Genomic DNA, 13414 nt, shown 5'->3' with positions numbered 1-13414 from the left:
TGATAAATAAGTACACGATGAACAAGATAAAACAACTCATTCAAAATCTTAGTGTTATTATTCAAACAGCGCTGTTGAATTCTCTGCATTTGCTTTGGCTTCTAATAGATAAATTGTTGGTGATAATATTAGGGGAAGAAAAAGTACAAATACTTTACAAACGCCTCGATAGTATAAAGGCTTATTTTTCGGATTCAAAACAAAAAATTAGCCAAAGTTTCGATAAAGAATCTGCTTATTATAAACCAGTACAAACACTTTGGAAATCATTTGCATGGACGGTCTTCGCTGGAGTTTTCTATGTTTTTTGTATTCAAACTAATTTTTTGTGGTTAACGGGCGAAATGCCTTCGGTAGGTGAGTTACAAAATCCCAAGCTTTCTCAATCATCAGAGATTTATTCAGAGGATGGCGTTTTAATGGGAAAGTTTTTTCAAGAAAATCGTACACCTATTAAAAACTATAAAGACCTTTCTCCTTTTTTAGTAAAAGCATTAGTAGCTACAGAAGATGCTCGTTTTTATCAACATTCAGGAATTGACTTTAGGGCTATTTTTGGCGTAGTAGCTGGAATTGTTACTGGAGGAAGCGAACGTGGTGGTGGAAGTACGATTACGCAACAATTAGCAAAAAACCTTTTTAAAACTCGTAAAAAAGAAGGAGTAGCCAAAAAAGGAGTTTTTGGTTATGTACCAGTTTTAGGCAAATTCGTCATTAAAACGAAAGAGTGGTTAACTGCCATCAAACTTGAAAGATATTATACCAAAGAAGAAATTATTTTATGGTACTTGAACACCGTTGATTTTGGAAGTAATTCTTATGGCATAAAAGTAGCGGCTAAAACATATTTTAATACTTCGCCTGATAGCTTAAATGTGCAAGAAGCTGCGGTATTGGTCGGAATGCAAAAAGCAACCAATACTTATAATCCGAGAAGAAATTACGATAAGTCTTTGAAAAGAAGAAATACCGTAATGTCGCAAATGGTGAAGTATGGTTATTTGACAAGAGTTCATTATGACTCTCTTTCAAAACTACCAATTAAATTAAAAGTCAATGAGGAATCCCCATACGATGGTTCAAGTAATTACTTCAAAACTGCCGTAGCCAAAGCATTGAAGGAATGGGCCGATACGAGCGATGTTGATTTGGATTTGTATAGAGACGGCCTGAAAATTATTACTACTGTCGATTCGAGAATGCAAATCTATGCAGAATCGTCTGTTCAGGAAGGAATGAGAGCTTTGCAAAAGACTTTTGATAATCATTGGTCTGGAAAAAATCCTTGGTCGGACGAAAAAGGAAATGAAATTCCTGGATTCATCGATACTGTTGCCAAAAGAACTAGCTATTATAAATCGTTGGCAGTAAAGTATAAAAACAACTCAGATTCTATTTGGCATTACATGAAAAATGTAAAACGTAAAATGTGGGTTTATTCAAGAAATGGCTCTGGAGAAGAACAAATGACGATGAGTGCCTACGATTCGATTGTTTATTACAAGCGTTTTTTACAAGCTGGAATGATAAGTATGGATCCATTCACTGGTCATATTAAGGCTTGGGTTGGTGGTTTAGATTTTCAATATTTTAAATACGACCATGTTAATCAAGGGCGTCGTCAACCTGGTTCTACTTTCAAACCATTTGTCTATACTACTGCGATTGATGGACCGAAAGATATGTCGCCGTGTACACAAATTAAAGATGAACCTTTTGAAATTGAAGTAGAAGAAAAAGGCGAGAAAAAAATCTGGAGACCACACAATGCCGACGGGCGATTTACTTATACTTCGATGTCGCTACGACGAGCAATGGCTCGTTCTATCAACTCTTGTGCAGCTTGGCTAACGAATGAAGTTGGACCCGATTCAGTGGTTTATTATGCTCATAAAATGGGTATTAAAAGTCCATTGGCGGCTGTTCCATCCATTGGTTTAGGGTCAAATGATGTTACTTTATTTGAAATGGTGGGTTCTTATGGTTGTTTCTTGAATGAAGGAATTTATACACAACCAATGTTGGTCGTTGAAATTCAAGACAGAAACGGAAATACCATTCATACTTTTGAACCAGAACGCCATCAAGCTATCAGAAAAGAATCTGCTCAGTTGATGCGATATATGCTGGAAGGTGGTTTAGAAGAACAAGGAGGTACTTCACAAAACCTTTGGTCGTTCAAGGATTTATTTGATGGGAAAGACCGCTACAAATCACGTTTTGCTGGCAAAACTGGAACTACTTCTAATCATTCGGACGGTTGGTATATGGGCTTAACCAGTAATTTGGTAACGGGTACTTGGGTAGGGGGCGACGACCGTTCTATTCACTTTAGGAGTGGTGCTTATGGCGAAGGTTCTAAAACGGCATTGCCACTCTTTGGGCGATATATGTCTAAAGTGATTAAAGACCCAAGTCTTGAAGCCTATCATCCTGTACCTTTTGAAAAACTAGATCCAAAGCGAATCACCAAGCCTTTCAATTGTACGGTGAGATTTGCGGCTGTAAATGATTCAACCAATTCGGACAGTAATTATGTTAGGTCTGATTCACTTGCACCAGTAAGGTCACCTAATGAAGCAAGACCTGATTCATCGGGTAGAGGAAATTAATTCATCGGAAAAATAGCAAGAGCATCTAAAAATATTTGGATGCTCTTTTAAATAAATTATAAAGTTATGACTAAAGAAAGCATCTCGGAATACTTCAAGGAATTGCAAAATCAGATTTGTGTAGCCTTAGAAATTGCCGATGGAAAAGCAACTTTTCATGAGGATAATTGGCAACGTGAAGGCGGTGGCGGAGGAAGAAGTAGAGTTATCCAAAACGGAAATGTTATCGAAAAAGGTGGAGTAATGTTTTCTGCTGTTTGGGGAGATTTACATGAAAAAATGTTAGCCTCAATGGGCTTGACTGAAAAGGTTGATTTTTTTGCAACAGGCGTATCTATCGTTTTGCATCCAAACAGTCCGAAAGTACCCATTATTCACATGAACGTAAGGTATTTCGAGATGTCTAACGGAACGTATTGGTTTGGTGGCGGAATAGATTTGACACCACATTATGTTGTGGATGAGGATGCCATTTGGTTCCATCAATACTTAAAAACTGTTTGTGACCAACACGATGAAAGTTATTATCCTAAATTTAAAAATTGGGCGGATGATTACTTTTTTAATACACATAGAAATGAAACTCGTGGGGTTGGAGGAATATTTTTTGATTATCAAAAGCCTAATGAATCTCGTAACAAACAAGATTTATTTGCCTTTGTAAAAGCTATTGGAGAATCTTTTGCACCGATTTACACACATTTCATGCAAAAAAATAAAGATTTACCTTTTACAGAAAATGAAAAAACATTCCAAATGTTACGTCGTGGACGTTACGTTGAATTTAATTTAGTGCATGACAGAGGTACGAAGTTTGGACTTGAAACTAATGGACGAACAGAATCAATCTTGATGTCGATGCCGCCAATGGCACAATGGGTTTATGATTATAAAACGGAAAAGGATTCGGAAGAAGAGAAAACCTTGAGTCTTTTAAAGAAGGGAATCAATTGGGTTTAGAGGCAACTCTAAACCTTTTTTATTAATCACGAATTTTTTCCTCAAGCAATTTAATCTGAATTTGTAATGATTTTATTTCAGATACTTTACTTTCAAGTAATTGTTTGAGCAATTGTAATTGAATCTCTAAACCTTCTATTTGTTGATGAAGTAATTTGTTATGAAACTCTAATTGTTTGGAAGGATTACTGAAATCGGTAGTTTTTTCGTTAGGCGTAATGATTTGAATATGTTGATTTTGTTGCAGTTCTTCTACAGAAATTAGAGCAAAATCCAATTTCTGTAAATTATCTAAATTGATTCCGAAGTAATTACAAATGGCATCACAAACATCCAAAGAAGGGAAAGTATGCCCATTTTCATAGTCAGACAAAGCACTTTTACTTACATCCAGTATTTTGCCTAATGCTTCTAATGTCAACTTATTTCTTTTTCTCAGAATTCTGAGATTGGCACTAAACTTACTTTCCATTTAATCTTTGTATTTATTATGGCAATTAAAGTATTGATAGGATGTTTGTAAAATTAATAATTTGCTTAAATGGTTTTTGTTATTTCAAAGCCAAAAGGTCTCCGCAACATCTTTCGCAGAGACCTTTTGGTTTAATTATTCAACTAAAGTACATGCTTTGGTAGAAAAATTCAATTGATAGCTCCGAAGATATTACTCAGCATCTGCTGACCATACAATTTTTTTCTTTTTACCAACCACTAAAACAATTCTAGTTGGGCTAGGTAAAAGTATTAATCTTGCACTTGCAATTGGATTTTCTTCTAACTCTACTTCAACGCCAGCGTCAGCACCAACTTCTATACCACCATCGCTAGTTTCTTTGAAAGAACGAGCTAAATATGCTGTTGGTAAAAGTACATCAGACTCTGGGCAATATTCTTTGTGAATTTCTTGAAGAATATTCTCTAAAAAGTCGCCGTATTTATCGTTAAAGTCATCTTCTAAATCGTGAAGGGCTTCTTCTACATCATCATAATCACGATGGTCGTAACCCATTTGGCTAAGAGCGATTCGTTTTTCAAACAAAGAAAGAAGTTCTTTATCAAGTTCCTGAATATTCATTGAATTAAATTTTGTAATTGATATATGGTACAAAATTGCAAAGTCCTGCGTTGAATCTCAAATTTATCGACAAAAATTTATCTTTACAAAATCCTAAATTAAGAAGCTTAATGGAGCTAAATCCCAAGCTTGTTGTGGATTATGTAAAATTTTCCCATTGCTAATTTCTAATGGAGAAGCAATATTATTATGATAAAGTTGCCCAGTTCCTAGTCCTTGAGGCAATGGATTGTTGAATTCTGCGGTAAATTGGGTGATAGCATTCAACCCAACATTCGATTCTAAGGCTGAAGTAAGCCACCAACCAATTTTTAAACGATTGGCATTTTCAATCCATTCTCTACATTGTTGGAAACCGCCAACTAAAGTAGGTTTCAAAATAATGTACTGAGGCATTATTTTTTTTAGCAATTTATATTTTTCTGTATATTCACGAACGCCAATGAGTTCTTCATCCAAAGCAATTGGGATAGGCGTAACCTTACAAAGTTCCGCCATCAAATCCTCATTTCCTTGGCGAATGGGCTGTTCAATTGAATGTAATTGATATTGAGCAAGTCGTTGAAGTTTAGGTAATACTTCATCAATCGAAAAAGCTCCGTTGGCATCTACTCTTAACGTAATTTGTTCGGGCGTGTAGCGTTTTCGGATATATTCTAATAATTCACATTCTTTATCAAAATCAATTGCCCCCACTTTTATTTTGATGGTATGATAACCCGCTTCTAATTTTTGGTCCATTTGGCGAAGCATAAAATCTTTATTTCCCATCCAAACTAAGCCATTGATGTCAATTTGGCGTTCAGCTTTGGCAAAACCATTATTGAAAACCCTTCGTTTTCCACCATTCATTAAATCAAGCATGGCGGTTTCAAAACCGAAGACGACAGATGGAAAAGATTTTTCTAATACTTGTTCAAGAATGATGTTGAGATTCCAAGGATAAACTTCTAATTCTAGGGTATTGAAGTTCTCGCAGATACCTAAAAGCTGTAATTCAAAATCTGGGCGGTCGTCGATACTGAGTCCTTTCAATGGTGCACATTCACCCAAACCGAATACCGTAGGATTGTCAGAGTCAAAAATCTTAATGAAGTAACTATCTTTGTGCGTCAACACACCCCGAGACGTTCCTGCCTCGAATTTAAAATCTAGCGTATATTTTGCAAAGACAGCTTTAAGACTCATTTTCTGGTAAGCCCAATTTTTTTAAAAGAATTTATGCAATAAAATTTGTGCCGAAATAAATAAATTTCAGCAATTATTTTATATTAATCGTCTGATTTTCTGTGTATTAATGGTTCTGGAAAGATCTTCTGTGAGACAAGTACTCCGTTAAAGTATCTTAAAAGGGAGTTGAAATTAGTAAAAAGTCAGAACTCTTTATGAATTTTGCATTGTAAAATTTTTATTTTTTATGAAAACTAAAAATTAAATAATTTTTTGAATTTGATTTTAAAGAAAAAATAAAACGATAATCCCGACAATAGCTAATATTTTGCTAACCGCTCATTTTATTCTTAATGTTAAAAATATGCGTTTTCTTCTTTTACCTTTTTCTTGGCTTTATGGTTTGGTTACCGATTTTAGAAATTACTGCTACGATAATCAGTTTTTTAGCGTGAGTACTTTTGAAAAACCAGTTATCAATATTGGTAATTTAACCGTTGGTGGAACGGGGAAAAGTCCACATGTTGAATACTTAATTCGTTTGTTCAAAAAGGATTTCAACATTTTTACGTTAAGCCGTGGTTATGGTCGAAATACAAAAGGTTTTATTCTTGCCGATGAAAAAGCTACTGCCGAAACGATAGGAGACGAACCTATGCAATTTTATAATAAGTATAAAAATGAAATAAATGTTTCGGTTGGCGAGAAAAGAGTGGAGGCTTTGAATACTATTTTTTCAATTTATCCGAAGACAGATTTAGTTATTTTAGACGATGCTTTTCAACATCGTGCTGTGAAACCATCTTTGAACATACTCTTGATGGATTTTCATCGACCAATTGACAAAGATTTCACTTTCCCTACTGGCAGACTTCGTGAAAGAAGGCATGGTGCTGAAAGAGCAGATATTTTAATCGTCAGTAAATGTCCTGATGATTTGCCAAAAACTGAACAACAAAAAATTGCGAGTAAAATTACGCCATACTTGTCAGCGGAAACGCCTATTTTTTTTACTGGAATTCGTTATGGAGTACCGCAAGCAATGGGTCAAAATACAAACAAAGATTTTGCTGAAACAGTATTGTTAGTTTCGGGCATTGCCAGACCAGCACCTTTTGAAAACTATTGTCAACAACATTTTAATGTAATACAACATTTGATTTATAAAGACCATCATCATTTTACTGATAAAGATTTTAGTTTGATTTTAGATACTTTTGATAAAATTCCTGCAATAAAAAAAAGTATTTTAATGACAGAAAAAGATATGGTGAAATTTCAGATTTTTCTGAAAAGTGAAAAATCGAAAGAAATTCCAATGTTTTACTTGCCTATAGAAGTTTACTTTTTGAATCAAAGCGGACAAGTATTTAATGAATTAGTATTGGGAAAACTATAAATCATCAAAAAGTAAAGCCTAAATTGGTAGATAAAAGACTTTTATATTTTTTTGAGTCATTACAAGCGAAATCCGCTTGACCCTCTTTCGCCTTTTTTATTTAATTTTGTATCGTGAATTTTAAAAGATATATCCTAACATTTTTTGGGCTTCTTATTTCAGAGGTCTTATTGGCTCAGTTCTCTACTTCAGGTTTTGGTACGGGAACACAGTCAACCAATAATTTTCCACAAGGAAAAACAACCGAAAAAGCAAAAAGTCCAACGGGAAGAGCAGGGGTAGATGACTCAACAAAAGTTATTTATGGCCCAACTTCTACCAAGTACTTTTTAGAAGAAGACGTTTTTAATAATCGTAAAAAACTTTATACAATTGATACAACAATTGGCGAAGGACATAATTTTAATTTTGTTCAACGTTACAGAAATATGTATCAAGATTTAGGAAATATTGGTACTGCGATTCGTCCAATTTTCTTTCAAGCTCCCGAACAAATCGGCACGATGCTTGGCTATGATGCTTATTCGTTGTATGCTTTCAAGCCCAATCAAGTACGATACTTCAATACTCGTTCGCCTTTTACTAATTTGGTTTACGTAACTGGCGGAAATACACAAGATTTATTGCAATTTGAATTCAGTCGAAATGTTGATTCTTTGTGGAATTTTAGTGTCAATTTACAAAGAATTGTGACCAACAAACAATTGGTGACGAGTTCTACTTCGACCAATAAAAATGCCTTGGGTCATTGGGATTTTATGCTTCATACCAATTACCAAACCAAAAACAGAAAGTATCAGCTTTTGGCTTATGCCAATTTATCAGACCATAATTCAAACGATGAAGGCGGTGTTTTACCACAAGGTAGAACTTATGATTTGATACTTCAACAAGGTAATAATACTGCTATTTTGAATAATGCGGCTACGAGAGATAAATTTTACAATCTCCATCTTTATCACGAATATGTTGGTTATAAAGCTTTTCAGGTGTATCAAGTACTTGATTATCAAACCAGAAAAGTGCAATTCAGAGATCCAGATTATATTGCGAATTGGACGAATGGTTTTTACCCAATCGCTTACGATACTTTAGGAAAAGGTTCTCGTTATACCACCAATGCCGCAGTAACGGGTAAAATGAAGTTAGATTCACTTTATAACGAAAGTCAGTACAGTATTTTTGAACATAAATCAGGCATCAAAGGCTTTTACAGGGGTTTTAATTATCGTTTGCATTTGCGTCAGCGTTTCTTTGGATTTACCAATCCTTTGTACAATTATAGCATTAGTAGAAACGAAAACTTCTTGGGCGTTTGGTTGAATCAATACTTCAAAGATAGTACAAGGGCTTTTGCTGAATTGGAATATTTATTAACGGGAAGTGATTTCAAATTGAATGTAGAATTTCAAGGTAAATGGTTAACTATTGGCGGAAAAGCCATGTCCACTTCGCCTACTTTGGTACAGCAAGTAACCTTTAATGATGGTTTTCGTTGGGATAAAAATACTACAGCTTTTGTAACCGACCGTGGAATAAGCAACAATATGCAAACTTATCATGCTTATGCTTCGGCAAGTCCTAAGTTTGGGAAATTGACGCTTCGACCAAGTGTAGATATTAATTTAATCAATAGTTATATTTATTATGATACGCTTTCATTCGTAAAACAGGCTACAGAAGATATTGCGATTTTTAGAGCTGGTTTAGGCTTTGAATTTCGAAAAGGTGCATTTTCTACCATTAGTCAACTGTACTTGACGACAACGACTGGCCCAGATTTAATCAGAATTCCAAAGATATTTGCTAATTCACGTTTAGCTTTCGACTTACTCTATAAGAAGAAACTCTTTATCCAAACAGGTTTGGAGCTTCATTATAAATCAAATTATTATGCCGATGCCTACATGCCAGCCATTCAGCAATTTCATTTACAAGATAAACAGATGATAAATGGCTATTTGCAAGCAGATGCTTTTGCTGATATGCGAATCAACAGAGTGCGTTTATTTTTCAAATTTGCCAACGTTGCTCAAGGAATTTTAGGAAATGGTTATTATGCTGCACCAGGGTTTCTGGGAATGGGCAGAACTTTTGGCTTTGGCTTGCAGTGGTTGCTTTTTGACTAATTAGTGAATTGTGAATGAGTGAATTAGTGATTTTAAATCAGTGAGTGAATTGTGAATTAGTGAGTTGTGTTTTTTACTCCTAAATCAATAACTATCAATTTTATAATCACTCACTCATTAAATCGCACATTGAAAAATCACTAAATCACTCATTCACAATTCACAATTTGAAAACATGACCAACGAACAAAAACAATACGCTACCAAAACGATGTTAGGGTTAAAACTCCCAACAGACCCACGATGGGTAAATATCGCTGAAAAAAATATTGAAGAAATCTTAATCGACCACGCTTATTGCGAGCAAAAAGCGGCTTCGTCTTGTATTTCATTAATCATTCAATTTCCTGAAAAAGAAAAACTCAGAGAAGTATTAATGCCTGTGGTTTCGGAAGAATGGGCTCATTTTAGAATGGTGATTAAAGAATTAGATAAACGTGGCTTGGCTTTAGGGAATCCTCGCAAAGATTTGTACGTGCATCAATTGTATGAAGGAATGAAACGTGGCGGTTCTCGTGAAGAACAATTGGGCGAAAGATTATTTATGAATGCCCTCATTGAAGCACGCAGTTGCGAACGTTTCAGGTTACTTTCTTTAGAAATTTCGGATGAAAACCTAAGAGAATTTTATCATGAATTAATGATTTCAGAAGCGGGACATTACGTTAACTTTATTGACCTTGCGAAAGAGTACTTGCCTGAAACTTACGTGAAACAACGCTGGAATGAATGGCTGGAAATGGAAGCGAATATTATGAAAAACTTGGAGTTGAGAGGAGATAGAGTGCATTGATTTTTTGGACTTTAGGATACTGGACTTTAAGACTTGAGGATTTCAAGATAAAAGATTCAAGATACAAGAAGAAAGAGATTTTGAGTTTGAAATTTTTTGGCTTTGTAACTGGAAGATTCCACGATTTAAGAAGTAAGAAAACAAAATTCAAAATCCGACATCCGAAGACCGACATCCGACATCCAAAAGCTCAAATCTCATTGCTTAAAACTAAAAGCTACTATGCAAACTTTCCTCGACCAATCTGCTGAATATATTTTTAAACAACATTCCCTCAATCAGCTTAGTCGGGTTTGTATTGTGATTCCTTCTCGACGTGGGGTTTTGTACTTCAAAGATGCTTTGGCGAAGCTTTCTGATAAACCTTTTTTAGCTCCAGACGTACTGGCAATCGATGATTTTGTGAATACCATGACTGGTGTTCGTCAAATCGACCAAGTAGCTTTGTTGTTTGAATTGTACGATGTTTTCAAGGAAATTGACCCTAACGTTGTCTTTGAAAGATTTATGACTTGGGCAAGTACTTTGCTGAACGATTTTGATAAAATCGACCAATATTTAGTAGATGCCAAAGCTTTGTTTGCCTATATGTCGGAAGCCAAAGCGATTGAACGCTGGCAAATGCAATTGGGAGAATCGCAAAGAGATAGAAACCTTAAAACCGACCGCACCGACCGTTACTTCAAACTTTTCGAGAATATTTTTACGGTTTATCAAAACCTTCGTCAGCGTTTGGCAGACAAAGGTTTGCATTACCGTGGAATGGCTTATCGAGAATTAGCTGAAAATGTCGAAAAATATATTTTAAGCAAAGAGCGTCATACAAAATATTACTTCGTGGGCTTTAATGCCTTGAGTGATGCCGAAGAAAAAATCATTCGTACTTTACTAAAAAGGAAAGATTTTGCCGAAACCCTTTGGGATTCAGACGCTTATTATCTCTATAACAAAGACCAAAAAGCAGGAAACTGGTTGCGTTATTATAAAAATGGCGATGATAAAAAAGGTATTACTCCTCTTTTTAATGAAGAGTGGAAATGGCAGTCGGATGAATTATTAAAGGGGAAAAAGAAGATTCAGATTATTGGAGTAGCCAATGCCAGTGTACAAGCGAAAGTAGCGGGACATATTTTTAAGGATTGGGAAAATACTTCAAAAATAGACGCAACAGTTCCTAAATCGCAAACGGCTATTGTTTTGGGCGATGAGAATTTATTAGTACCTGTGATGAATTCTTTAGATGAATCAGTCAAAGATTTTAACGTCACGATGGGGCTTTCGTTGCGAAATTCTATGCTTTTTACCTTGGTTGATGCTCTTTTTGAATTGCAAAAGAATTTAGTAGAATTCAAAACAGAAGACGGCGGAACGGTAAAAATTCCAAAATTCTCGCATCGCCAAATTGTAAGGGTACTGAATCATCCTTTTTTGAGGAGGTATGAGTTGATAAGGTTTAAAGCGGAACAAGAAAACCCCATCCGCAAAACCCTCCGTGAAATCACTGAAAGAAATCGTGTTTTTCTTAGTTCAAAAGAGCTTTTAGAAATTGCCGAACATGAGCCACTTTTTGAAAGTATTTTTAAACATTGGTATAATAAACCCAAAAATGCAGTCAAATGCTTTTATGAGTTAATCGACTTATTAAGAGAAGTTTATAAAGAAAATCAAGATGCTATTGAGACGGAATACCTCTATCAATTTTACTTGATTTTACAAAGAATGGAAGTGATTCTGGATGAACGTGGCGACACTGTAAGTATTCGCAGTTTCAAAACTTTCTTGTATGAATTGATTAAACAAACCAAAATTCCTTTTGAATCTGAAACGGATGAAAGTTTACAAATCATGGGAATGTTGGAAACCCGTACCCTTGATTTTGAAAAAGTAATCATTTTGTCGGTCAATGAAAAAACACTTCCGCAAGGCAAAAGACAAAATACTTTAATTCCTTTTGATGCCCTCAGCGACCCACAATTTAATTTACCTACCCACAATCACGCTGATGCCGTGATGGCTTATCACTTTTTTAGGCTCATGCAGCGAGCTAAAGAAGTGGTACTTGTGCATGTTTTGCCTTCGGATACTTATGGAGCTGGCGAGAAAAGTCGCTTTATTTTGCAGATTGAACATGAATTGTCTAAGCTAAATCCTAACCTTGACATTACTTATCCGAACGTGAAATTTATTGGTTTGGAAGAAACTGAGGATAAAGAAGAAACACCTTTGTTGATTCAAAAAACAGCCGATATTTTGGCATTTATTGAACAAGAAATTACTGAAAAAGGAATATTTCCTTCTCAGATGAATCAGTTTTTGGATTGTTCGCTCAAGTATTATTTTACACGCATTGCAGGAATCGCACAGGAAGAGGAAGTAGAAGAGAAAATCGGCGTTGACACTTTTGGTAATTGGATTCATAAAACTTTTGAAAATATCGACAAAACCTTTGTAGAAAAAGGCAGTAAAGTAGAAAAAGAAGATTTACAAACGGTACTCGAAAACATTGATACTTATCTAAAAGAAGCCTTTTTACAAACCAATCAAGGCTTGAAGGCAGACGATGGTATGAACTTTATTCTTTATCAAATTGGAGAAACGATTGTCAAGAAATTTATCAATTACCAATTGGAAAATGAGGTTTTCCCGATTGAATTATTGGATGTAGAAAAAACGCTAAAAGTAACGTTCAATGCCCAAGTAAATGATAAAGTATTGCCTGTAAAAATTGCAGGGAGAATAGACCGATTGGATAGAGTTTCGGGCAATAAAATCAGAGTAATTGATTATAAAACGGGAAAAGTGGAAGCCAAAGAACTGAGCATGAAGCCAGAAGATTTGGAAGAAAAACTTTTGGGCGATACTGATAAAGATAAATTCAGACAACTTTGGTTGTATAAATACATGGTATTGAAACAAATGCTTTCAAGCAAAGGCTTGAGTATCAGAGGAACGAAATTACCCGAAATTGATAATGAAGTAAGTGCAGGTATTTATTCATTTAGAAATATTGACGCAGGTTTATTAGAACAAAAAATTGCCTTTAATGAAGGCGAAACAGCGATGGATTTTGTAGCTGATTCCGAAAAGTACTTACAACAATTTGTCAGCGAGTTACTCAATCCTGAAACACCTTTTGAAAAAACCAAAGACCAAGACAAATGCCAATACTGTGATTATAAAAGGATTTGTGGAAGGTAGAAATGAGTGCTGAGTTTTGAATTATGAGTTGTGAATTTGAAATACTCTGCATTTTAGCCATGTAAGATTGCAGTACAC

The 13414-nt window shown here is 35.1% G+C and carries 9 protein-coding genes; 6 read left to right on the top strand and 3 right to left on the bottom strand.

Features of this window, described 5'->3' with window-relative positions:
• Nucleotides 1–17 precede the first annotated feature (17 nt).
• Entirely contained in the window at nucleotides 18–2612 is a 2595-nt protein-coding gene (locus HNP25_RS12110) for a penicillin-binding protein 1A (protein ID WP_184134466.1), read from the top strand.
• A 66-nt stretch (nucleotides 2613–2678) separates the two neighbouring features.
• Nucleotides 2679–3572, top strand: a complete 894-nt coding sequence (hemF, locus tag HNP25_RS12105; RefSeq protein WP_184134465.1) for an oxygen-dependent coproporphyrinogen oxidase — start codon at nucleotides 2679–2681, stop codon at nucleotides 3570–3572.
• 22 nt (nucleotides 3573–3594) lie between these two features.
• Here the strand turns inward: hemF and HNP25_RS12100 are convergent, their stop codons facing one another.
• The 3 genes from HNP25_RS12100 to HNP25_RS12090 all read right to left on the bottom strand — a co-directional run bounded on the left by HNP25_RS12100 (nucleotide 3595) and on the right by HNP25_RS12090 (nucleotide 5835).
• Nucleotides 3595–4044: a helix-turn-helix transcriptional regulator gene (locus HNP25_RS12100; RefSeq protein WP_184134463.1), complete on the bottom strand. Its 450-nt coding sequence runs from the start codon at nucleotides 4042–4044 to the stop codon at nucleotides 3595–3597.
• Nucleotides 4045–4236: 192 nt separating this feature from the next.
• Nucleotides 4237–4647: a hypothetical protein gene (locus HNP25_RS12095; protein ID WP_184134462.1), complete on the bottom strand. Its 411-nt coding sequence runs from the start codon at nucleotides 4645–4647 to the stop codon at nucleotides 4237–4239.
• 93 nt (nucleotides 4648–4740) lie between these two features.
• A complete protein-coding gene (locus HNP25_RS12090) occupies nucleotides 4741–5835 on the bottom strand; it encodes an o-succinylbenzoate synthase (protein ID WP_184134460.1) in 1095 nt (364 codons plus the stop codon).
• A 346-nt stretch (nucleotides 5836–6181) separates the two neighbouring features.
• Between HNP25_RS12090 and lpxK the strand changes: the two genes are divergently transcribed.
• The 4 genes from lpxK to HNP25_RS12070 all read left to right on the top strand — a co-directional run bounded on the left by lpxK (nucleotide 6182) and on the right by HNP25_RS12070 (nucleotide 13336).
• A complete protein-coding gene (gene lpxK / locus HNP25_RS12085; protein ID WP_184134458.1) occupies nucleotides 6182–7216 on the top strand; it encodes a tetraacyldisaccharide 4'-kinase in 1035 nt (344 codons plus the stop codon).
• A gap of 113 nt (nucleotides 7217–7329) precedes the next feature.
• Nucleotides 7330–9345: a putative porin gene (locus HNP25_RS12080; protein WP_184134456.1), complete on the top strand. Its 2016-nt coding sequence runs from the start codon at nucleotides 7330–7332 to the stop codon at nucleotides 9343–9345.
• A 175-nt stretch (nucleotides 9346–9520) separates the two neighbouring features.
• Nucleotides 9521–10138, top strand: coding sequence for a MiaE family protein (locus tag HNP25_RS12075; protein WP_229202850.1), 618 nt, complete (start codon nucleotides 9521–9523; stop codon nucleotides 10136–10138).
• Nucleotides 10139–10360: 222 nt separating this feature from the next.
• Entirely contained in the window at nucleotides 10361–13336 is a 2976-nt protein-coding gene (locus HNP25_RS12070) for a PD-(D/E)XK nuclease family protein (RefSeq protein WP_184134455.1), read from the top strand.
• Nucleotides 13337–13414: the final 78 nt, after the last annotated feature.

The organism is Arcicella rosea (assembly GCF_014204325.1).
In the GTDB taxonomy this organism is placed as follows: domain Bacteria; phylum Bacteroidota; class Bacteroidia; order Cytophagales; family Spirosomataceae; genus Arcicella; species Arcicella rosea_A.
This window is presented reverse-complemented; position numbering and strand designations above follow the sequence as displayed.

Coding starts and splice junctions, on each gene's coding strand:
- HNP25_RS12110 (WP_184134466.1), top strand. CDS start 18: ATGAACAAGATAAAACAACTCATTCAAAATCTTAGTGTTATTATTCAA.
- hemF (WP_184134465.1), top strand. CDS start 2,679: ATGACTAAAGAAAGCATCTCGGAATACTTCAAGGAATTGCAAAATCAG.
- HNP25_RS12100 (WP_184134463.1), bottom strand. CDS start 4,044: ATGGAAAGTAAGTTTAGTGCCAATCTCAGAATTCTGAGAAAAAGAAAT.
- HNP25_RS12095 (WP_184134462.1), bottom strand. CDS start 4,647: ATGAATATTCAGGAACTTGATAAAGAACTTCTTTCTTTGTTTGAAAAA.
- HNP25_RS12090 (WP_184134460.1), bottom strand. CDS start 5,835: ATGAGTCTTAAAGCTGTCTTTGCAAAATATACGCTAGATTTTAAATTC.
- lpxK (WP_184134458.1), top strand. CDS start 6,182: ATGCGTTTTCTTCTTTTACCTTTTTCTTGGCTTTATGGTTTGGTTACC.
- HNP25_RS12075 (WP_229202850.1), top strand. CDS start 9,521: ATGACCAACGAACAAAAACAATACGCTACCAAAACGATGTTAGGGTTA.
- HNP25_RS12070 (WP_184134455.1), top strand. CDS start 10,361: ATGCAAACTTTCCTCGACCAATCTGCTGAATATATTTTTAAACAACAT.